The organism is Bradyrhizobium cajani (assembly GCF_009759665.1).
Lineage (GTDB): Bacteria > Pseudomonadota > Alphaproteobacteria > Rhizobiales > Xanthobacteraceae > Bradyrhizobium > Bradyrhizobium cajani.
In genome coordinates this window covers 28,246-49,879 of record NZ_WQNE01000018.1, presented here as the reverse complement: position 1 = coordinate 49,879, position 21,634 = coordinate 28,246, and the positions used below count along the sequence as shown (strand labels likewise).

Here is a 21,634-nt window from a genome sequence, read left to right as displayed (position 1 = left end):
GGCGCGTCGCCGCGCCGGCACGCTCGTCACGTCAGGAAAGCAGGTTTCAGGCCACCTTGAAGTCGTTCCAGCGCTTGTTCATGTAGGCCGCCTCGTCCATCAGCGTGTTCCAACACGAGATGTTCTTGACGCGGTCGAGGAACGAGCCGCCGTCACGCTTGGTGCCGGCTTTTTCCATCGGCACGCCGTAGGGGTCGTTGACCACCTCTGGCGCGGGCAGCCCTACGTACCAGAACGCCCATTCCGCCGGTGTCAGGAATTTCTTCGCGGTCGAGGGCACCGGACTGTAATAGCCGTAGCGCGCGACAAAGCCGCCCTGCCAGCCCGAAAGATACCAGTTGAGGTATTCGTAGGCCGCATCGAGCTTCTTGCCAGAAAGGTGTTTCATCAACCCCATGCCGTTGCACCAGCCGCGATAGCCTTCCTTGCCGTTCTTGACGTTGACCGGCGCATAGACGCAGGGAATCTCCTTCACGCGCACCGCCGCAACCGCCGGCGACCACATTGACTGGATGACGACTTCACCGGCGGCCATCAACTGCACCGACTGGTCGAAGGTGGTCCAGGTCGCACGGAACTGCCCCTGCTTCTTCAACTCGATCAGCTTGTTGCAGGTAAAATCGATCTCCTCCTTCGTCATGTTACCCTTGTTGCCGTACTTGATCAGCCCGGCGCTCTCGAAGCAGAGCGCGGCGTCCATGATGCCGATCGCGGGCACGTCGAGGATCGCGGCCTTGCCCTTGAACTTGGGATCGATCAGATCCTTCCACTCGGTGACTTCGTGGCCGACGAGGTCGGGCCGGTAGCCGATGGAGTCGGCGTTGTAGACCTGCGGCAGGAAGGTCGCCCATTCGGTGACGCCTTCGTGCAGATCAGTCGCGTCGGGCCTGGAGATGTACATGGCCTCATAGGGCGAAATGCCTTGGCGCGGAATCTTGTGGCCGTCGATCTCGCCCTTGGTGAAGATCGGCAGGATGTTGTCGAATTCCTTGATCTTCTTGACCTCGATGCCCTGTATCACGCCGCGCTTGGCGGCGAGCTTGGCCTGCCAGCCCTCGAGGTCGGCGATATCAACCGTATTAGGCTGGCTTATGAAGCGGTTAATGGCGGCGGAGGTGTCGAGGTTCTGCATCGTCACCTTGAAGCCGAGATCCTTGGCCGCCTGGTCGCCGATCGCCTTCACGACCGAATAGGAGACGCCGACATGGCGCAGCTCGATGTCCTTGATCTCCTGCGCCCAGATGGTCGGGAAGCCGCGGATCGCGTCCGACCCTGCGGCCGCGCCCGCAACTGCCGCCGCGCCCTTCAACAGCGTGCGCCGGCTCAGCTTTTTCGCAGGTCCCGCCTCCGTTCCCGCCGGATCGGAAGTGAACGTCCCCTTGGCCTCATCAGACATGGCAACCCTCGTTGGTTACGATGAACGCTCGCACCGGTCGCCATTGACCGGCTGCGGATGTGATCGGTTGCGCGTGAGGCTATGGGCAGGATTTTGCGAAGTAAAATTGGAAGAAAAAATTCGCAATATAAACGAGACTAATGGTCGGCTCGAATGCATCTCGCTTCGGCACGCCGCATAAGACGGCAGCAACGCCGTGTGCGGCTACGCCCAATGTTTCCCGACTCGCTCCAATCCATCATGGGGGCGGCTGAAATTTCATATGTTATTGGACCGACTGAGAACTTTCAGTTTAGCAACGCTTCCACAGGGTTGTTCCTCCAGGCTCATTTGGACCAAACTGGAAGCGGAAATCACGATTTCGGATTCTCAGTGAAAACGTCGCTCACACAAAAGCCCGCGTGCACACGCCGCGCGCAAGCCGTGCGTCAGAAAGATCAGCGGCATCCAAAGCTGTGCTAAATTGGCGTTATACTCAGTTCGCGGACTGAGTATAACTCGCGCCCTCTTCATTGCTCATGCAGCAAGTTGCGGAAACCGGGCAGCCATGACGAGCCGCAGGCATTGACCAGCGCACGATGAAAGGTGCGGTGAACGGATCACCCATTCTTCGTAGTGCACTGTAGCCTAGCTTCCATTGCCCTCCTCCCGACGTCCTAGGAATGAGTGGCTCCGGACGGAGCGACGTCGAGACGAACCGCGACGCCATCCAGGTCCGAGCTTGGCGCCGGATAAAGCTTCATAACGAGTGGATCGTGACCGGGAACGATATGGCCCGCATCGGATGCCGCGGCGCGCAGCTTGTCGAAGCCCACCAGCATGTCACCGACATGAAACGCCGTCGTGAACGGACGCTCGCTGGTCATGTTCTCGTAGAAATGGCTGACGTCGGAGGCGAGCACGACAGGACCGCGGCGCGTGTTGACGCGGACGAACTGAAGACCGGCGGAATGCCCGCCGGCTGCGTGGACCGTCAGCCCGGGCGCGATCTCGGCGTCGCCATCGTAGAACAGCACCCGGCGCGCGTAGTTCAGCCGCACAATCCCGCAGACGTCCTCGACCTCGAAGGAATGTGATAGCCGCGGATACTGCATATAGCGGCCGGTGGCATAGGCGAGTTCACGCTCCTGAAGATGAAACCGCGCGTTCGGAAACCGGTCGAAATTGCCGGCGTGGTCGTAGTGCAGATGCGTGAGGATCACATCCTTGACGTCGGCGATGTCGACATCGAACGCGCGGAGCGTCTCCACCGGGCAGCGCAGGAAGGTCCGTCTGCGCTGCTTTGCGATTTCGGCATTGAACCCGGTGTCGATGACGAAGGTGCGCCCACCTCCCCTCGCCAGCCACACGAAATAGTCCATCGGCATCGGACCGTCATGAGGGTCGCCGCCGATGAAGTGCTCGCCCCGCTGCGCATCCCGCGTCGCGTAGCGGATGGCGAACAGCTCGTATTCCGGATCAGCCATGGGACTAGCGCTCAGGAACCGGCCGCGTCGACCTCGTTGAAAGCCTCGCGCGCGTTGCGGAAGGCATCGATGCCGGCGGGCACGCCACAGTAGACGGCGACCTGGAGCAGGATCTCCTTGATCTCCTCCTTGGTCAGCCCGTTCTTCAGCGCGCCCTTGACGTGCAGCTTCAGCTCGTGCGGGCGGTTCAGCGCGCCGAGCATCGCCAGATTGACGATCGAGCGCGTGCGACGGTCGACGCCGGGCCGCGTCCACAGGGCGCCCCAGCAGAACTCGGTGGACCATTCCGCCATCGTCCGCGTGAACTCGTCGGCGCCTGCGATCGATTTGTTGACGTAGTCTTCGCCGAGCACCTCCTTGCGAACCTTGAGGCCCTTTTCGAACAGTTCGGTCTTGCTCATGATCGTCCCTTTCGGTCTTGAGAGCTTCTAGTTGGAAGTTGTCTGGAGCGACGCCGATGGCGGTCGCAAAGATTGCAAGAGATTGCCGACGTCATCGACCGCATCGAGCCGCCAGACCGCGTCGATGACACGGCTCGCATCCCAATCGCTCCGACCGGTCCGCACGCCTTCGCGTAGCTTGGCTTCGAGGTCCTGATCTCCGAGCGGAGCCAGCTGGCTGCCACGAGGCGAATTGACGGTCTCCGTCAGCACCTCACCGGTCGACAGGTGCAGGATAACGCGAGCAGCGCCGTCCGACATCGCGTCGTCCAGCTCCGCCCTCACCTTCTGCCGCAGCTGTGCGATATCGGTCCGAACCACGGTCTCTCTCGCGAACTCAGCAACGCCGGCCGTGCCGAGCAGCAATCCGCAAGCCGCGCAATGGTGGATGCTGACCCGCGCATCGCGCTCGTTGTTGACCGGGCGATCGCCCCGCGCGAGCAGCAGCGCCGAGCCTTGCACCGTCACCGACTCGATCTTGTCGCCCCGCCGTCCGATCCGCTCGCGCAGCAGCAGGCAGGCGTCGATGACCGCATGGAACACGATCCCAGCGGGATAGGGCTTGTAGGTGTTCTTTGCGATCTCCCAGGTCTTGCCGAGACCGTCGAGCAGACGTGCGACGTCCGGCTCGTCGCCCATGGTGCGGGCCCAGCCGAGCGGCCCCTCGATCGCACGGGGCGCAGCCTCATAACCCTGCTGCGCAAGCAGCGCGGCGAACAATCCGTTACGCGCCGAATTGCCCACGCTGACATTCTTGGCGGCGCTCGGCAGGTTCTCGACATTGCCGGCGGACTGGCTCGCTGCAATTCCGACGGCGTTTGCAATCCCCTCTGCCGGTAAGCCCAACAGCTTCGCGCACGCCGCGGCCGCGCCAAAAATCCCGCAGGTCGAAGTGATGTGCCAGCCGCGCGCGTAGTGACGCGGCGAAACCGCGTTGCCGATGCGGCACTCGACATCCACACCGAGGATGAAAGCCGTCAGCACCTCGCGTCCGGACAGTTTTCGCATCTCTGCTAGCGCTAGGATGGGCGCGGCAACCGGCGCTGCCGGATGAATGATCGTCTCGGGATGGGTATCGTCGAAGTCGAGCAGGTTGGCCGAGATGGCATTGAGAAACGAGGCGCACAGCGCGTCCATCGGCTGTGAATGACCGATGACGGTCGATGTCGCGGCGCCGCTGAACGGCGCCAGTGTGCGCATCGCAGCGGTGACAACGGGATCGCGCGCGGAGCCGAGCGCGGTCGCAAAGAAATTGAGGATCGACCGCCGCGCCTCAACGCTCTGCGCCTCCACGTTCGCCCATGACGAGGACGCGACGAAATCGGCGAGCGTCCTGCTCACACTCGGAATTGAATCTTGCGGCACGTGGGGCGTCGTCCTCGTTTTCCCGGACCATAGGACGATCCGCGGCAAACTGTCGACCCCAAATGTTATGCTTGACAGCTTGTCTGACAATCATAACAATCCGCCCCCTTGGCGCGGGATCCCGCCGCCACGACGACGGCGGCCGACAAGGCCGGCCGGCGAAAACGATTGACCAACGCGATCAAGAAGGCGCGCCCGTCACGGGATCGCGCGACAGGGAGTAGAAGATGGCGGGAGAGATCCTCGGCGTAATCGGCACGGGCCGCATGGGCGGTCCCATGGCGGAGCGATTGATCGACGCGGGCTATTCGCTCGTCGTCTATGACACGCAGGCCGAGGCAGTACAACCGTTGATCAAGCGCGGCGCGCAGCTGGGCAAATCGCCGGCAGATGTCGCCTCGCGCGCCGACATCGTGCTCGCCAGCCTGCCGACGCCCGACATCGTCAAGGCCGTCACGCTCGGACAGGACGGCATCAGCAGTGGCAACCGCGCCAAGATCGTGATCGATCTGTCGACCTCCGGTCCCGGCGCGGCAAAGCTCGTCGCGGAAGGCCTGAAGGCCAAAGGCATGACGCTGGTCGATGCCCCCGTGAGCGGCGGCATCAAGGGCGCCGTCAACGGCACGCTCGCCGTTATGGTGTCCTGCCCGCAGGCGACCTACGACACCGTGCAGCCGATCCTGAAGAATTTCGGCAAGCTGTTCTACACCGGCGACAAGCCCGGCGTGGCGCAGACGGCCAAGCTCGCCAACAATCTGATGGCGGCCGCGGCACTCGTCATCACTTCGGAAGCCGTCGCGATGGGCGTCAAGGGCGGCGTCAACGCAAAGGTGCTGATCGACATCATCAACGCCAGCAGCGGCCGCAACAGCGCGTCCGAAGACAAATTCCCCCGCGCGGTGCTGCCCGGCACGTTCGATTTCGGCTTCGCCACCGGCCTTTCCTACAAGGATGTCCGCCTCTGCGTGGACGAGGCCGAGGCGATGGGCGTGCCGATGGTCTGCGGCGCAGTAGTGCGGCAGATGCTCGCGATCACCAACGCCAAATACGGCGCGTCGTCCGACTTCACCTCGATCGCAAAAGTGCTCGAGGAGTGGGCCGGCGTCGAGATGCGCGGCTGATCGCACAAGCCTTGAGGGAGAACGATTGCGATGACGATCGGTCCGACCGGATCAGGCAAGGTCTCGCTCGCGCGCCAGATGGCGCGGAGCGTGCTTGCACTGGATCTCGGAGATTTCGGGCCGGAGGTCGTCGCCAAGGCAAAGCTCTGCCTGCTCGACTTCCTGTCCTGCGCCCTCGAGGCCGGAAATCATCCCTGGAGCCGCCAGGCCGTTGCGATCGCGCAAGCCGGCGGCAATGCGACGATCATCGGGACGTCGCAACTCTCGTCGCCGGCCGATGCCGCCTTCGCCAATGCCGTGCTGGGGCACGGCCTCGTGCGAGAAGACATGCATGCAGCCAGCATCGCGCACCATGGCGTCGTGATCTGGCCGACGCTGCTCGCTCTTTCGGAGCAATCGCAGCTGCACGGCGCCAAGCTGCTCGCTTCCGCCATCATCGGCTATGAGACCGGCGCGCGGATCGGCCGCGCGCTGCTGACCTCAGACCTCGCGCGGCTCTATCGCCCGACGGGCCTGGTGGCGCCGCCTGGCGCGGCGCTCGCGGGAAGTTTTGCGCTCGGCCTGTCCGACGACCAGGCAACCAGCGCCATCGCGATCGCGGCCAATACCTCCAGCGGTCTCAACGAATGGCCGCATGCCGGCGGCTCCGACATGTATTTCCATCCGGGCTTTGCCGCCAGCAACGCGATCAAGGCGCTTGGCCTTGCCGCAGCCGGCGCGTTCGGCTCGGAAACGATCCTCGAAGGCGAAGCCGGTCTGTTCGCCGCCTATCGCCGCCAAGCGGCGCCGGGCAGCATCGAGCTCTTCCCGAACGGGGAAAGCGAGATCATGGCCGTCTATAACAAGCCGGTCCCGGCCTGCAATTTCGCGCAGACCGCAACTCAAGCCGCGCTCCGCGTCTCGCACGAGCTCGCCAGCCCCGATGAGATCGACCGCGTCGTCATTCGCGCGCCCGATGCCGCCGTTCGCTATCCCGGCTGCGATTCCAAGGGGCCCTATCGCAACGCGCTGCAAGCCAAGATGAGCATTCCGTTCAGCGTCGCCGCGACCCTGGCGCGAGGCGAGATCGAGGAAGAGAATTACTCTGAGCTCGATGATACCGACATCGTTCGCCTGGTTGCAGTGACAGACCTCAAGGCCGATGCCGGCTTCACCGCCGCCTTTCCCGGCAAGCAGGGCGCGGACGTGACCGTGCATCTGCGCGGCGGCCGAACGATTCAGCACGCTCTGCCCGACGTCATCGCCGCAACGCCTGCAGATATTCGCGCGCGCTTTCGCGCCGCCGCCAGCCGCGTGCTCGGCGAGGACCGCGCGCATCGGCTCGAAAAACTCATCGAAGACTGCGAACGGCTCGGCAGTGCCGGCGCCATTGCAGCGCAGTGCCGCCTGGAGACGGAACGGGTTCTACGATCGGCATCATAAGAAATGCCGGAGAGTACGGGGGAAACATGGTCGATTTGGAGACCAGCTTAGGATCGCCAGCAGCGCGGAGGCGAGGCTGATGGAAGGATTTTTGCAAGCGCTCGCCGCGGGCCTTCTGATCGGCGCCGTTTACGGCCTGATGTGCGTCGGGCTCGGCCTGATCTTCGGCGTCATGCGCGTCATCAACTTCGCCCATGGCGATTTCATGATGCTCGGCATGTACACGGCCTTCTATCTCTTCACCGCCGCCGGCGTGCAGGCGGTGTTCGGAAATACGGTCGGACCGTTCGTCGCCATCCTGCTGGCCGGCCCCGTGCTAGCCGTGTTCGGCTATTTCGTCCATCGGATGCTGATCTCGCACGTCTCAGGGACGCGCACGGCCTCGCTGGAAGGCGAAGGCCACTACGCCCAGCTCATCCTCACGCTCGGCATCGCGCTGATCCTGCAGAACGGCGGCCTCATTGTGTTCGGCTCGGTGCTGGCCTCGATCCGCACGCCGCTGTCGAGCTCCGCCTGGGAGCTCGGCCCGTTCTTCGACATGAGCATCTTTCTCAACAAGGCCCGCAGCATCGATGCGGTCGTCTCGCTGGCGATGATGATTTTGCTCTCGCTGCTGATTACGCGCACTCGGATCGGCAAATCGCTCCGCGCCGCGGCCGACAATCCGACCGCCGCGACCTATATGGGCATCGACGTCGACCGCGCGCATCGCACCGCCTTTGCGCTCGGCTGCGGCATCACCGCGATCGCCGGCGGACTGCTGGCCACCAACTATCCGTTCCACCCGTTCGTCGGCCTCGAATACGTCATCGTCATGTATGCCGGCGTCGTGCTCGGCGGCATGGGCAGCATCATCGGCGCCTTCTGGGGCGGCATGACGATCGGCCTCGTGCAGCAGATGTCGACGCTGATCCTGCCGACCCAATTGCAGAACGCTGCGATCTTCGCCGTCTTCCTCCTCATCATCTTCTTCCGTCCGCAAGGCTTCTTCGGACGCATGGTCGAGAGGACGTGACCATGCTCCAGACGCGTTCCTTCTTGCCTCCCCTGCTCTTCACGCTCGCCTATGCCGGGATTTCGCTCGGCGTCACCAACTCCTATTATCAGCTCATCCTGACGCTGGTGCCGGTGTGGGCGGTGTTCGGCCTGTCCTGGAACCTGCTCAGCGGCTACACCGGACTGATCTCGTTCGGCCACGCCGCCTTCTTCGGGATCGGCGCCTATGCGACCGCCCTCGGCCAGATCTATTTCAACATCTCGCCCTGGCTGCTGATCCCGATCGCCGCCATGCTCGGCGGCATCGCCGGGCTCCTGATCGGATTTCCGACCTTCCGCCTCCAAGGCCACTACTTCGCCCTGGCGATGCTCGCCTACCCGCTCGCCATTCTCTATGTGTTCGAGTGGCTCGGCTTCCAGGAGGTGACGCTTCCGATCAAGCGCGACGCGCCGATCGCCTATATGCAGTTCGCCGATCCCCACATCTACACGCTGTTGGGGCTCGCCATCATGCTGGCCGCCATCGTGCTGACGCAAGTGATCGAGCGCTCGCGCTTTGGCATGGCCCTGCTCGCGATCAAGCAAAACGAGGCTGCCGCTGAAGCCGCCGGTATCAACACGTTGGCCTGGAAGCTGCGCGCGATCACGCTGAGCGGGGCGATTGCCGCTGCCATCGGCGGATTCTACGCGCAGGTGCTGCTGGTCGTGACCCCGCAATCGGTGTTCGGCATGCTGGTGTCGGCGCAGGCGCTGACAGTCGCGATGTTCGGCGGCGTCGGCTCCGTCTGGGGTCCGGTGATCGGCTCGGTGATCCTGATCCCGCTCGCCGAGATCCTGCATGCGGAGGCCGGCGCGCGCATCCCAGGTATCCAGGGCGTCATCTTCGGCATTGCCATCGTCTGCGTCATCCTGCTGGCGCCGGAAGGCCTGTTCTGGAAGCTGCGTGACCTTCTGCGCAAGCGAACTGCCTCCACGACAACTGCAAGCGCCGCGCCGGAAGCACCGGCCGCCAACGTCACAGCGCTGAAGCCCGCCGCGCGACAGCGTGCCGCCACCGGCGAAGTCGTGCTTGAGGTTCGCAACCTCTCGCGCTCCTTCGGCGGCCTCAAGGCCGTGCAGAATGTCAGTTTCAAGCTGCACAAGAACGAGATCCTCGGCATCATCGGCCCCAACGGCGCCGGCAAGACCACACTGTTCAATCTCCTCAACGGCTTTCTGAAGCCGAGCCAGGGAGAGGTGCTGATCGACGGCCGCAACATGTCCGGTCAGCGGCCGCACGTGATCTGCGAGGCCGGTATCGGCCGCACCTTCCAGGTGATGCGGCCGTTCCTGCGCATGTCGATCATCGACAACGTCGTGGTTGGCGCCTATGTGCGCGCCCGCTCCGACGAGGAGGCACGCAAGTTGGCCGCCGACGCCGTTGCCCGTGTCGGGCTGTCCGCCGTGGCCGACCGTGTCGCCGGCGAGCTCTCGACCAAAGAACTGCGGCTGATGGAGCTTGCCCGCGCGATCGCCGGCCAGCCGCGCATCCTGCTGCTCGACGAGACGCTCGCGGGCCTCGGCCACGGCGAGGCGGACGAGGTCGTCGGCGTGATCCAGCAGCTCGCACGCGACGGCATGACCATCGCGATCATCGAGCACACCATGCAGGCGATGGTCCGGTTGGTCGACAGATTCCTCGTACTCGACCACGGCGCCGTCATCACCGAGGGCCTGCCGGAGGTCGTGACGCGCGACAATCGCGTGATCGAGGCCTATCTCGGCAAGAAGTGGGTGGGCCATGCTGCGAATTGAGGGATTGAGCGCGGGCTATTCCGCAAAGCCCGTCTTGAACGACGTGTCGATCAATGTCGGCGCGGGCCAGTTCGTCGCGATCGTCGGCCCCAACGGCGCCGGCAAGACCACGCTGTTCAAGACGATCTCCGGCATCGTGAAGCCCAGCGGCGGGAGAATCGCCTTCGACGGCGTCGACCTGCTCGCGGTGCCGCCGCCGCAGCGCGCTCATCTCGGCATCGCCCATGTCCCCGAGGGCCGTCAGGTGTTTCCGTCATTGACCGTGATGGAGAACCTCGAAATGGGCGCAATGACCGAGAGCGGCCGGCGCGACTGGCAGGCCAATGTCGAGCGCATCTTCGAATGGCTGCCGGTGCTGAAGGAGCGTCGCAACCAGTTCGCCGGCACGATGTCCGGCGGCCAGCAGCAGATGCTCGCGATCGGCCGTGGGCTGGCCTCCTCACCCAAGCTGCTGATGCTGGACGAGCCCTCGATGGGTCTCGCCCCATCGACCGCCGATTTCATCTTCGAGCGGCTGATCGAGATCCGCCGCCAGTCCGGGCTGACCATGCTGCTGGTCGAGCAGCGCGTCGCCGAGGCACTTGAATCGGCCGACCACGGCTACGTCCTCGAGGCCGGACATGTCGTGCTCGAAGGCAACAACGACACGCTGCGCGCCGACGACCGTGTGCGCAAGGCCTATCTCGGCATGTGACCAACACAAAAACAAATACAAGGGAGAGAACACAATGAACAAGGCATCGAAGGGACTCTCGCGCCGAACTGTGCTGTCAGGCGCTGCCGCCGTCGGCCTTGCCGGCGTGGCTCGCGCGCAAGGACCGGCCGAGGTCAAGGTCGGGCTGATCGTGCCGCTGTCGGGCATCTACACCCGCCCCGGCCAGGTGATGAAGATGGGCGCCGAGATGGGCATCGAGCACATCAACGCGCAGGGCGGCATCAAGGCACTCGGCGGCGCCAAGCTGAAGCTGGTCGTGATCGACTGCGGCGACACCACCGAGAAGGCCAAGAATGCAGCTCAGCGCATGGTGGCGCAGGAGGCCGATCTGGTCGCCGCCACCGGCTCCTATCTCTCCTCCTTCACGCTCGCGGTCACCGAGGTGACCGAGCGCGCCGAACTGCCGGTGCTGACGCTGTCCTATTCCGACCTTTTGACCGACCGCGGCTTCAAATACATCTTCCAGACCGCGGCCACCGCGAGCCGCCAGTCCGAGCTCGGCCTGCCGACGCTGATGAAGCTCGCCGAGAATGCTTCGGGCAAGAAGCCGAAGACTGTGGCGATGCTGATGGACAACACGGCGACCTCGGTCGCCACAGCCAAGGCGCTCAAGGAAAAGCTGTTCGCGCAGGAAGGCCTCCAGCTCGTCGTCGAGGAAGTCTGGACCCCGCCCCTGTCGGATGCGACGCCGCTGATCCAGAAGGTTCGCTCCGCCAAGCCCGATCTGCTGCTGTTCATGCCGAATGCAGTGTCGGACGCCAAGCTCGGCCTGGAGAAAATCAGCGAGTTCGGCCTCGGCCAGGGCAAGATCCCAACCGTGTCCTTCAGCATCACCATCGCCGAACCGGACATGCTCCAGAGCGTGAACCCGGAGACCGTACAGGGCATCATGACCATCGTCGCCAACTGGGGTTCGAAGGGCCACGAGGCCCTGATCGCCGAGCTCAAGGCCAAATACAAGGAGCCCTGGATGACGCAGAACGTCATCTCGACCTATGGCGACATGTGGCTGATGAAGGAGGCGCTGGAGAAAGCTGCCAAGGCCGACCGCAATGCCGTCGCGCAGGCCTTCCGCACCATGGATGCCGGCCCGTCGAAATACTATCCGGGAGGTCAGCTCAAATTCGACGAGAGGGGCCGCCGAGTCGGCGCCGGCGTCGTCATCGCGCAATGGCAATCGGGCGTGCCTGTCACCGTCTATCCGCCCGACCTCGCGCAGGCTCAGCCGTTCTGGCCGAAGAAATCCTAAAGCGTCGCGCGATTTTCAGGGAGGAGAATTGTCATGACTGCAAAGAGCAAGATTACGATCACGCGCCGAACATTGCTCGCTGGCGCCTCCGGCACGCTGATCGCATCCCGCGCCGCCTGGGCGCAGCAACCTGCCGAGGTCAAGGTCGGCCTGCTGGTGCCGATCTCCGGGCTCTATGCCCGCCCGGGCACGGTGATGCGCGAAGGCGCCGAGATGGCGGTCGATCACATCAACGCGCAAGGTGGCATCAAGGCGCTCGGCGGTGCCAAGCTGAAGCTCGTCGTGCTCGATTCCGGCGACACCACCGAGAAGGCCAAGAACGCCGCCCAGCGCATGGTCGCGCAGGAGACCGATCTGGTTGCGGCGAGCGGCGCTTATCTGTCCTCGTTCACGCTCGCGGTGACCGAGGTCACCGAGCGCGCAAACCTGCCTATGCTCACCCTCTCCTACTCCGACCTCATCACCGAGCGCGGCTTCAAATACGTGTTTCAGACGGCCGCTACCGCGGGCTCGCAGGCCAAGCAGGCGTTGCCGCAGCTCATCAAGCTGGCGGAGACGGCCTCAGGCAAGCGGCCGAAGACGGTCGCGATCCTGACCGACAACACGGGGGCCTCGATCGCTTCCGCAAAGGCGATGCGCGAGGGCCTGCTGGCGGAGAACCAGCTGCAGCTGATCGTCGACGAGACGTTCACACCGCCGCTGGCGGACGCGACGTCGCTGGTGCAGAAGATCCGCTCGGCAAAACCCGACCTGCTGTTCTTCCTGCCGACGGTGATTTCGGACGCAAAGCTGCTGCTCGAGAAGATGAACGAGTTCGGCCTCGGCCAGGGCAAGGTGCCGACCATCTCGTTCGGCATCGCGATCGCCGAGCCGGACATGCTGCAGACCGTCAGCCCCGAACTGCTCCAGGGCGTGCTGACCTGCGTCGCGAGCTGGGGCGCCAAGGGTCATGAGGCGCTGATCGCCGAACTCAAGACCCGCTACAAGGAGCCGTGGATGACGCAGAACGCGATCTCCACCTATGGCGACATGTGGGTGATCAAGGACGCGCTGGAGAGGGCCGGCAAGGCCGAGCGCGTCGCCGTCGGCGAGGCGCTGCGCACCATGGATGGCGGCCCCTCCAAGTATTACCCGCTGGGTGAGATCAAGTTCGACGAGAAAGGCCGCCGCGTCGGGGCCGGCATGACCATCGTGCAATGGCAGACCGGCGTGCCGGTGACGGTGTTCCCGCCAGAGCTTGCATTGGCAAAGCCGTTCTGGCCGAAGAGCTGACAACGCCGAACAAGGAACGGAGAACAACATGGACAAGGCGACTTACGACCGCGGCCTCGAAATCCGCAAGAGCGTGCTGGGCAACGAGTTCGTCGACAAGGCGATCGCATCCGCGGACGAATTCAATCGCCCGATGCAGGACCTCACCACGGAATATTGCTGGGGCTACGTCTGGAGCCGCGAGGGTCTGACGCGGAAGACCCGCAGCTTCCTCAACCTCGCAATGCTCTGTGCACTCAATCGCCCGCACGAGCTGAAAACCCACGTCCGCGGCGCGCTCGCCAACGGCGCCACGCGCGAAGAGATCCGCGAAGTCTTCATGCAGGTCGCGATCTATTGCGGCGTTCCGGCAGGTGTCGATGCGTTCCGGAACGCGAAGGAAGTCTTCGCCGAGCTCGACAAGAAATAACGGAGCACCAGACGATGATGGGCAAATGGGCACTCGTGACCGGCGCAACCGCCGGCCTTGGCTTGGCTGTCGCGGAAGGCCTTGCCGGCGCGGGCGCCAACATTGTCCTTCACGATCTTGTCGCGCCGAAGCAGGCCGCGGACGAACTGCGCGCCCGCTTCGGCGTGAAGACCATCGCGGCCGGCGTCGATCTGTCTCAGCGCGACGCAATCGAGGCGATGGTGGCCGATCTGCTCGCCCGCTGCGGCGCGATCGACATACTCGTCAACAACGCCGTTATCAGGCATTTCTCCCCCGTCGAGCAGTTCCCTCCCGAGAAATGGGAACACGCGCTCGCCGTCAACCTCTCGGCGCCGTTCCATCTGATCCGCCTGGCGCTGCCGGCAATGAAGCAGTGCGGCTGGGGCCGGATCATCAATTTGGGCTCGATCTACTCAAGCCGCGCGGTTGAGGATCGCATCGACTACGTCACCACCAAGACCGCAATTCTGGGTATTACCCGCGCCGTCGCCATCGAGACAGCCCGCAGCGGCATCACCTGCAACACGATCTGCCCCGGCACGCTGCCGACGCCCGCCATCCTCAACAAGATCGCCGGCATCGCTACGAATAGTGGCCGTGCGGTCGACGACGTGACCCGCGAATATCTAGGCGAGCGGCAGCCGACGCAACGTTTCGTCGAAATGAATGCCGTCGCCGCTATGGTCGTCTTTCTCTGTGGCCCCGCCGCAAACGACATCACCGGCGCCAGCCTGCCGATCGACGGCGGCTGGTCGGTGGCATGAGCACATTGGAATGGGAGTGCTGCGATGACTGAACAATCGGGCCAGACCGTCGTGCTGACGGGTGCCGCCGGCGGCATGGGACGCGCCATCACCAAGGCACTGCTGGATAGCGGCCGCCGCGTCGTGCTGGTCGATCGCGACGCCAAGGCGCTTCAGGAGCTGGCGTCCACCGCCGGCAATGCGGTGTTTCCGATCCAGCTCGATATCAGCGACGCACAGGCTGTGGATGGCCTGCCGGACGCGATTCCCGGTCATTTCAAGCCGGTCGACGTCCTCATCAACAATGCCGGTCACGATATCGGCGGGCGGACCCGCTTCGACATCGGCTCCGCCGACGACTGGTCCAACATCATCCAGACCAATCTGATCGGCCTGATGCGCGTGACCCGCGCGATCCTCCCCGACATGGTCCGCCGCAATGCCGGCCATGTCGTCAACATCAGTTCGATCAACGCCGTCCGGATTGTCCCTGACATGGCCGCCTACAGCACCAGCAAGGCGGGTGTGCACATGTTCACCGAGACCCTCCGGGGTGAGCTGGCGGAAACCGCGATCCGGGTGACCGAGCTGCAGCCCGGACTGACCCGGACCAACATCATCCTGACCCGCTACCGCGGCGATACGCGGAAGGAAAAGGACTATTTCGACCAGTTCAGGATGGCGCTCGATCCCGCCGATATCGCCCGGTCCATCGTCTTTGCCCTCGATCAGCCAGCCCACGTTCAAATTGCCGAAATGATGATTCTGCCTGTAAACCGGTACTGAGTTTTCCCGAACAGGACCCGGACATGGAAAGACGTAGCGAATTGCAGTCGACACTCCGCATCGAGGACGTCCCGACCGTCCGGGCGATGGTCGCGCAAAAGCTGCGGGAGGCGATCATGTCCGGCACGCTCAAACCGGGCCAGCGCCTGGTCGAGCGCGAGCTCTGCGAGATGATGGGTGTCAGCCGCCCTTCGATCCGTGAAGCGCTACGCGCGCTCGAGGCGGACGGGCTGGTGAATACGGTTCCGCACCGCGGCCCCGTGGTCTCCACGATCAGCCTCGAGGAGGCCCGGCAACTCTATGCAGCACGCGCGGTCCTCGAAGGCTTTGCCGGCCGCGAATGCGCCAGGCTGCATGACCCGGAAGTGGCACGCCGGATCGGGGAGGCCCTGACGCGGCTGAAGGCCGCCGCGGCCAAACAGGATCTCGTCGGGTGCCTCGAGGCCAAGACCGACTTTTACGCCGCACTGATCGGCGGCTGCCGCAATGCCTTCATCGAGCGCATGCTCAAGCCGCTGCACGACCGGATCCAGCTGTTGCGGATCACGTCGATGTCTCAGCCGAAGCGGATCAACAAGAGCCTGCGCGAGGTCACCGCGATCTGGCGCGCGATCCAGAGCGGCGATGCGGACCTCGCCGAGCGCTGCTGCGTCGACCACATCAATGCGGCCGCCGTGGCCGCGCTCGACATGATCGAGAAATCGTCGGCGGCCAAGGAGGCGGCGCCTTCCGACGACTAAAAAATGCCGCCAGGGAGTGTTCGATGACGTATCTCGTACGATCGCTGATCCTGTTTTTCCTGCTCTACCCCTGCGGCGCCGCGATCGCGGATGACTATCCCACTCGCCCGGTCACGATGATCGTGCCCTTCTCCGCCGGCGGCCCCGGCGACGTCATAGCGCGCATCCTCGGCAATGCCATGAGCGCGACGCTGAAGCAGTCCATCGTCATCGAGAATGTCGTCGGCGCCGGCGGAACGCTCGGCACCAACCGCGTCGCCAAGTCTGCGCCCGATGGCTACACGCTGCTGCTGATGCATGTCGGCCAGGCCACTGCGCCCGCGCTCTACGCAAAACTGCCGTTCGACCCGGTCGGCGACTTCGCCATGATCGGACTTGTCACCGACGTGCCGATGATCCTGGTGGCCCGGCCAAATTTTCCGGCCAAGGATTTGAGCGAGATGATCGCGCGCATCCGCAGCGAGGGCGACAAGATGACCTTCGGCAATGTCGGTCTCGGCTCGGCCTCGCAGCTCTGCGGCCTGATGTTCATGAACACGACCGATACGAAGCTCTCGCAAATCTATTACAAGGGCGGCGGTCCCGCGTTGAACGATGTCATCGCCGGCCACATCGACGTCTATTGCGATCCCGCGACCGGACCGACGCCGTACATCCAGTCAAAGACGATCAAGGGCTACGCGATCACCAGCAAGACACGTGTCGCGACGCTGCCTGAAGTGCCAACCTCGGCAGAGGCCGGCGTTCCCGAGTTCAACGTCACGACCTGGTACGGCCTCTACGCGCCGCGCGGCACGCCTAAGCCGGTGGTTGACCATCTGGTCGGCGCGCTCCAGACCGCGCTCAAGGATCCGGCCCTGATCAGCCGCTTTGCCGAGCTAAGCATGGCTCCGGTCGAGCCCGAGCGTGCAACGCCGGATGCGCTCGAAGCTTTCTTGAGGTCCGAGATTGGCAAGTGGGCACGGATTATCAAAGCGGCCGGAATCGAGCCGCAATAGAGACCAGCTCGAGGCGGCGACCAATCTGGCAAACTACCTGCCTGTGACGAGATTCTTTTCGGATTTCCTGGTGCACACGTCGCCTCCGAATCGATTGAAAGACCTGAACTCCCAGTCCAATCCATCATGGACCAGCGTGAGCCAATTACGGCCAGGCAAAAACGACGAGATCAAGTGTCAAGCCGATCTTCATCAGTCGAACTGGACCGGCTCCGATCCGGGATAGGAGTGGGCGACGAACTCGCAGAACGCGCGCCCCGCCGGAGACAGCTTCGCCTCGGCCTTCCAGGCAAGTCCCACATCCATGGTATGAACGTCGTCATCGAGAGTCTTGAGATCGATGCGATGTCCCTCGAGCGACCAGGGACGATAGACCATGTCTGAAAGGATCGTGATTCCCATGCCGGTCGCAACCATGCTGCGGACGGCCTCGACCGACAACGTGCGGAAGATGACGTTCGGAACGAGCGTCGTATGCTGCCAGTAACGCATGGCAGCTCGTTCGGCTTCGTCGACGGTCAGCATCAGATAGGGTTCGCTGGCCAGATCTGCGAGTTTGATGCTCTCTTTGCGGAGGAGCGCATGATTGGCGCAGGTCCACAGGCGACGCGGTGAGCGCAGCAACAGCCGCGAGCGAATGGAGTGGCGATCATGCAGGTTGGAGACCAGCATGATCGCCGCATCGACGCTGCCACTGACCAGACTCTGCTCGATCGCATCGCGCTGAAACTCGTGCAGACGCACCGTGATGCCCGGGAACGACCGCCAGAAGCGCGACAATAGCGGCGGCAGGAAATATCCGGCGACAGTATAGCTGACAGCCACGTCGACGGTACCGTCGACCTGCGTCCCCCAGCGATGCGGGCCGCGCATCGCATCCGACACGCTCGCCTCGATCGTGCGGGCGCGCTGCAAGAACTCCTGCCCGTCGAAGGTCAGCGTCACGCCGTTCGAGTGGCGGTCGAACAGCTTGCGGCCGAGCTCCGCTTCGAGCGCCTTGATGGACGCCGTCACCGCCGACTGTGTCACGCTCAGCGCCGCAGCGGCGGCCGAAACGCGACCGGTCTCGGCCGTTGCGATGAAATGTCGAACCTGACGGAATGTCAGAGGCATCAAAATTTCCGATATCAGCGAACGATATTTCGAATTTTACAATCACCCGGTGGAACGGAAAAATCAATCTATCGGTTCGCGGGTGAGAAGGCGTTGAGATGAGGTCTGATGGCTTGGAGTTGGTCGCTCGCGATGTCAGCGTCCAATTCGAAGGCTTGAAAGCGCTGTCGGACGTTACACTTGCCGTGCCACGGGGAGGTATCACTGGATTGATTGGCCCGAACGGGGCCGGCAAGACCACCCTTATCAATGTGCTGACAGGTTTTCAGCCGGTTGGCGCCGGCAGCATCGAACTGGAAGGAGAGCCGCTCAACGGTATTGCGGCGCACAAGCTCCGACACAAAGGCGTCGCGCGCACTTTTCAGTCGGGTCGACTTTTCCGCGATCTGCCGGTCGTGGACAACCTGGAGGTGACCGGCGTCGGTCTCGGCCAGACCCGCCGCGATGCGATCGCGGAAGCCCAGCGCGTCCTGGCCTGGCTCGGTATTTCCAGTCTGGCCAACACCATCGCGGGTGCCCTGCCCTATACCGACGAGCGGCGCGTTGCCATCGGCCGGGCCATCATGTGCACGCCGCGCTATCTCCTGCTCGACGAGCCGGCAGCCGGCATGTCCGAACATGAAAGCCACGATCTTGCGGCCATCATCCGGCGGATCGCCGGTGAACTGAATGTCGGCGTGCTCCTGATCGAGCACAATATCGGTCTCGTTCTCGAACTTTGCGAGCGGATCTTCGTCCTCGACTCCGGCGAGATCATCGAAGTCGGCACGCCTGCGGAAATTCGCGACAGCGATGCGGTACGGCACGCTTACATGGGGACGCAGCGCGACGAGTTGATTCCGCCAATCGTCGCGGAAGCGGCGGTCGCGTCATGACGCTGCTCGCTGTCGACGACATCACAGTCAGCTATGGACGCCTTACCGCCCTACGCGGCGTGACGCTGAAGATCGACGAGGGCGAGATTCTGTTCGTCACCGGTCCGAACGGCGCCGGCAAGTCGACCCTGCTCAACGCCATCGCGGGCGTCGTGCCGGCCGGCTCCGGCTCCATCATCATCGACGGTGCGAGGGTCACGGGCAATTCGCCCGAAGACATCGCCAGGCGCGGCTTTTCGCTGGTGCCCGAGGGGCGCAACGTCTTCGGCGCACTGACGATCGAGGAGAATCTGAAGGTCGGCACCGGCATGCGGCGCGACCGGAAGAGGATCGCCGACGATCTGGAGTCCATTTACGAGGAATTCCCGATGCTGGCCGAGCGTCGCCGCACTCCGGCGGGCATGCTCTCCGGCGGCCAGCAGCAGATGCTCGTAATCGGCCGCGCCCTGATGGCCGCGCCGCGCATCATGGCCATCGACGAACCGTCGCTCGGTCTTGCGCCCAAGATCATCGACCAGGTCTATGAGATCCTGGTGCGGCTGCGCGCTCAGCGGAAACTCACGCTCCTCATCGTCGAGCAAAGCTCGACCCGGGCCATGATGACCGGCGGGCGGATGGTCCTGATCCGCGGCGGCCGCATCGTTCTGGAGGGCGCCGCCGCCGACATGATCAAGGACGATCGCCTGAAGCAGGCCTATTTCGGCTTCGGAGATCACTGAGATGACCGACGTCCTCCAGATCGTCTTCGACGCGTTGAGCCTTGGCAGCCTCTATGCGCTGGGTGCACTCGGCATCGCCCTGATTTTCGGCGTCATGCGGCTCGTCAATTTCGCTCACGGCGATTTCATCGCCTTCTGCGTGTTCGCGATGCTGTGGCCTTCGATCGACGCGGCAGCGATCGTGTTTGCCGGCCGGCTACCCTTCTATCTGCTGATCCCGCTTCTGCTTCTGATTGGCGCTGTGCTCTCGATCCTGTCCGAGATCGTCGTCTTCCGTCGCTTCCGCAACACAAATCCGGCGACGATGATGATCGCGTCCTTCGCGCTCGGCTTCGTCATCCGGCACCTGCTTCTGATGCTGTATTCGAGCCGGCCGAAATCCATCACGCTGTGGCCGAGCCTCGGCCTGCCGGTCGAGTTTCTCGGTGCCCACATTCCTATGCTCCAGGTCGTGACCATCATGATCACGCTGGTCGTGCTCGTCGTGCTCGTCCTGTTCCTCAAGCGCACACGCTACGGCCTGGAGATGCGCGCGGCGGCCGAGAATTTCACCATGGCCCGCATGCTCGGGGTCCGCGCCAATGGCGTGATCCTGCTCGCCTTCGCCATCAGCGGCATGCTGGCAGCGGCGATCGGCCTGATCCTGGCCACCAATTCCGGCACCGCCGATATCGGCATGGGTGCCAACGTGATGCTCATCGCCTTCATCGCGACCGTGATCGGCGGCCTCGGCAGCATTCCCGGTGCGGTAGCCGCCGGATTCCTGATCGGCGCGGCGAGTGTCGTATTCCAGGCGACCTTGCCGCACGACGCCCGTGTGTTCCGCGACGCCTTCGTCTACGGCGCCGTCATCGTCGTGCTCCTGGTGCGGCCGCAGGGCCTGTTTGCACCGAAATCCGCCAAGCAGAGAGTTTGATCGAATGTCGACGCGGCCATCCGTCATCCGGCAGACGATCGTGACACCGATCATCCTGATCGTGGCGCTGCTCATCATGGCCGCCCTCACCTATCAATTCGGCAGTCGGGCCTTCAATCGCACCGCGGTTGAGATGTTCATCAACATCATGGTCGTCGTCGGGCTCTACGTCTTCGTCGGCAATTCGGGCCTGCTGTCGTTCGGCCATATCAGCTTCATGTGCCTTGGCGCCTACATGACCGCATGGCTCGCCATCCCGCCGGTGATGAAGTCGATCACACTCAAGGGATTGCCGGCTTGGCTGCTCCACACACAACTGCCGATGTGGGTGGCGACCCCGATCTCGGGTCTGTTCGCGGCGATATTCGCGCTGATCATCGGACGCGTGATCATGCGCCTGTCGGGCATTGCCGCTTCGATCGCGACCTTCGGCCTGCTTGGCGTCGTCAACAATGTCTATTCGAACTGGGACTCGGTGACGGGTGGACAAGGCTCGATCGTCGGCATTCCGCCGACCATGAACGTCTGGATCGGATGGCTCGGCGCAACGGCCGCCATCGTGATCGCCTATCTCTATTCGATCTCGCGCTCCGGACTTGCGCTACGCGCCACGCGCGACGAGGCGGTCGCGGCAAGCGCCTCGGGCATCAACATCGTCCGCGAGCGGCTGATCGCCTTCGTCGTCAGCGCCTTCATCATCGGGCTCGCCGGCGCGCTCTACGCGCACTTCCTGAGCATCGTCAATCCCGGCGCGTTCTATCTGCGGACGACCTTCGTCACGCTGTCGATGCTGGTGGTCGGCGGCATGTACAGCCTCAGCGGTGCCGTCTCGGGCGTCGTCGTGATGTCGGTGCTCATCGAGCTGTTCCGAAATCTCGAGAAGGGCATCAGCCTTGGCGGCCATACCATCGCATTGCCGAACGGTGCTCAGGAGATCGCAATCGGCGCCATCACCATCGTGATGCTGATGTACCTGCCCACGGGACTGAGCCGAAATCGGGAGTTCTCCTGGCGCGGATGGCCATTGCAGCGGCCGCTGGCGCGCCCCGTGCAGACGGCCCTGAAGGAACTGAACTGA

At 63.7% G+C, this 21,634-nt stretch carries 21 protein-coding genes; 16 read left to right on the top strand and 5 right to left on the bottom strand.

Annotated elements, in window-relative coordinates; translation table 11 throughout:
* Positions 1–46 precede the first annotated feature (46 nt).
* From GPL20_RS21455 to GPL20_RS21440, 4 genes are all read right to left on the bottom strand, one after another.
* Positions 47–1,396, bottom strand: a complete 1,350-nt coding sequence (locus GPL20_RS21455) for an ABC transporter substrate-binding protein (protein ID WP_157331494.1) — start codon at positions 1,394–1,396, stop codon at positions 47–49.
* A gap of 656 nt (positions 1,397–2,052) precedes the next feature.
* Positions 2,053–2,862, bottom strand: a complete 810-nt coding sequence (locus tag GPL20_RS21450) for an N-acyl homoserine lactonase family protein (protein ID WP_157331493.1) — start codon at positions 2,860–2,862, stop codon at positions 2,053–2,055.
* A gap of 11 nt (positions 2,863–2,873) precedes the next feature.
* Complete coding sequence (locus GPL20_RS21445; RefSeq protein ID WP_008557256.1) at positions 2,874–3,263, bottom strand: carboxymuconolactone decarboxylase family protein; 390 nt, start codon at positions 3,261–3,263, stop codon at positions 2,874–2,876.
* 27 nt (positions 3,264–3,290) lie between these two features.
* On the bottom strand, positions 3,291–4,643 hold the full coding sequence (locus GPL20_RS21440) for an MmgE/PrpD family protein (RefSeq protein ID WP_254125554.1): 1,353 nt from the start codon (positions 4,641–4,643) through the stop codon (positions 3,291–3,293).
* A gap of 251 nt (positions 4,644–4,894) precedes the next feature.
* On the opposite strand from GPL20_RS21440, the gene GPL20_RS21435 reads away from it, so the two are divergent.
* From GPL20_RS21435 to GPL20_RS21380, 12 genes are all read left to right on the top strand, one after another.
* Entirely contained in the window at positions 4,895–5,788 is an 894-nt protein-coding gene (locus tag GPL20_RS21435; RefSeq protein WP_157331491.1) for an NAD(P)-dependent oxidoreductase, read from the top strand.
* A gap of 30 nt (positions 5,789–5,818) precedes the next feature.
* On the top strand, positions 5,819–7,210 hold the full coding sequence (locus GPL20_RS21430) for an MmgE/PrpD family protein (RefSeq protein WP_157331490.1): 1,392 nt from the start codon (positions 5,819–5,821) through the stop codon (positions 7,208–7,210).
* A gap of 79 nt (positions 7,211–7,289) precedes the next feature.
* Positions 7,290–8,225: a branched-chain amino acid ABC transporter permease gene (locus GPL20_RS21425; RefSeq protein WP_157331489.1), complete on the top strand. Its 936-nt coding sequence runs from the start codon at positions 7,290–7,292 to the stop codon at positions 8,223–8,225.
* Between the two features lie 2 nt (positions 8,226–8,227).
* On the top strand, positions 8,228–10,000 hold the full coding sequence (locus GPL20_RS21420; protein ID WP_157331488.1) for a branched-chain amino acid ABC transporter ATP-binding protein/permease: 1,773 nt from the start codon (positions 8,228–8,230) through the stop codon (positions 9,998–10,000).
* Positions 9,987–10,694, top strand: coding sequence for an ABC transporter ATP-binding protein (locus GPL20_RS21415; protein WP_157331487.1), 708 nt, complete (start codon positions 9,987–9,989; stop codon positions 10,692–10,694). The genes GPL20_RS21420 and GPL20_RS21415 overlap by 14 nt, the downstream gene beginning before the upstream one ends.
* A 34-nt stretch (positions 10,695–10,728) precedes the next feature.
* Positions 10,729–11,964: an ABC transporter substrate-binding protein gene (locus tag GPL20_RS21410; protein WP_157331486.1), complete on the top strand. Its 1,236-nt coding sequence runs from the start codon at positions 10,729–10,731 to the stop codon at positions 11,962–11,964.
* 33 nt (positions 11,965–11,997) lie between these two features.
* Positions 11,998–13,236: an ABC transporter substrate-binding protein gene (locus GPL20_RS21405; RefSeq protein WP_157331485.1), complete on the top strand. Its 1,239-nt coding sequence runs from the start codon at positions 11,998–12,000 to the stop codon at positions 13,234–13,236.
* Positions 13,237–13,264: 28 nt separating this feature from the next.
* Positions 13,265–13,645, top strand: coding sequence for a carboxymuconolactone decarboxylase family protein (locus tag GPL20_RS21400; RefSeq protein WP_157331484.1), 381 nt, complete (start codon positions 13,265–13,267; stop codon positions 13,643–13,645).
* The gene (locus GPL20_RS21395) at positions 13,573–14,430 is read left to right on the top strand and encodes an SDR family oxidoreductase (protein ID WP_246250783.1); all 858 of its coding nucleotides are present in this window, start codon (positions 13,573–13,575) and stop codon (positions 14,428–14,430) included. Before GPL20_RS21400 ends, GPL20_RS21395 begins: the two co-directional genes overlap by 73 nt.
* Positions 14,431–14,454: 24 nt before the next feature.
* Complete coding sequence (locus GPL20_RS21390) at positions 14,455–15,195, top strand: SDR family oxidoreductase (RefSeq protein ID WP_157331482.1); 741 nt, start codon at positions 14,455–14,457, stop codon at positions 15,193–15,195.
* A 23-nt stretch (positions 15,196–15,218) separates the two neighbouring features.
* Positions 15,219–15,935 carry a GntR family transcriptional regulator gene (locus tag GPL20_RS21385; RefSeq protein ID WP_157331481.1) on the top strand — a complete coding sequence of 239 codons (717 nt, stop codon included), beginning with the start codon at positions 15,219–15,221 and terminating at the stop codon, positions 15,933–15,935.
* A gap of 23 nt (positions 15,936–15,958) precedes the next feature.
* Positions 15,959–16,933, top strand: a complete 975-nt coding sequence (locus GPL20_RS21380; protein WP_157331480.1) for a tripartite tricarboxylate transporter substrate-binding protein — start codon at positions 15,959–15,961, stop codon at positions 16,931–16,933.
* A gap of 192 nt (positions 16,934–17,125) precedes the next feature.
* Here the strand turns inward: GPL20_RS21380 and GPL20_RS21375 are convergent, their stop codons facing one another.
* Entirely contained in the window at positions 17,126–18,046 is a 921-nt protein-coding gene (locus GPL20_RS21375) for a LysR substrate-binding domain-containing protein (protein WP_157331479.1), read from the bottom strand.
* A gap of 113 nt (positions 18,047–18,159) precedes the next feature.
* Between GPL20_RS21375 and GPL20_RS21370 the strand changes: the two genes are divergently transcribed.
* The 4 genes from GPL20_RS21370 to GPL20_RS21355 are packed head-to-tail and all read left to right on the top strand — an operon-like array spanning position 18,160 to position 21,634.
* Entirely contained in the window at positions 18,160–18,921 is a 762-nt protein-coding gene (locus GPL20_RS21370) for an ABC transporter ATP-binding protein (protein ID WP_246250782.1), read from the top strand.
* Complete coding sequence (locus GPL20_RS21365) at positions 18,918–19,640, top strand: ABC transporter ATP-binding protein (protein WP_157331477.1); 723 nt, start codon at positions 18,918–18,920, stop codon at positions 19,638–19,640. Before GPL20_RS21370 ends, GPL20_RS21365 begins: the two co-directional genes overlap by 4 nt.
* Before the next feature lies 1 nt (position 19,641).
* The gene (locus GPL20_RS21360) at positions 19,642–20,556 is read left to right on the top strand and encodes a branched-chain amino acid ABC transporter permease (protein WP_157331476.1); all 915 of its coding nucleotides are present in this window, start codon (positions 19,642–19,644) and stop codon (positions 20,554–20,556) included.
* Positions 20,557–20,560: 4 nt separating this feature from the next.
* Complete coding sequence (locus GPL20_RS21355) at positions 20,561–21,634, top strand: branched-chain amino acid ABC transporter permease (protein ID WP_157331475.1); 1,074 nt, start codon at positions 20,561–20,563, stop codon at positions 21,632–21,634.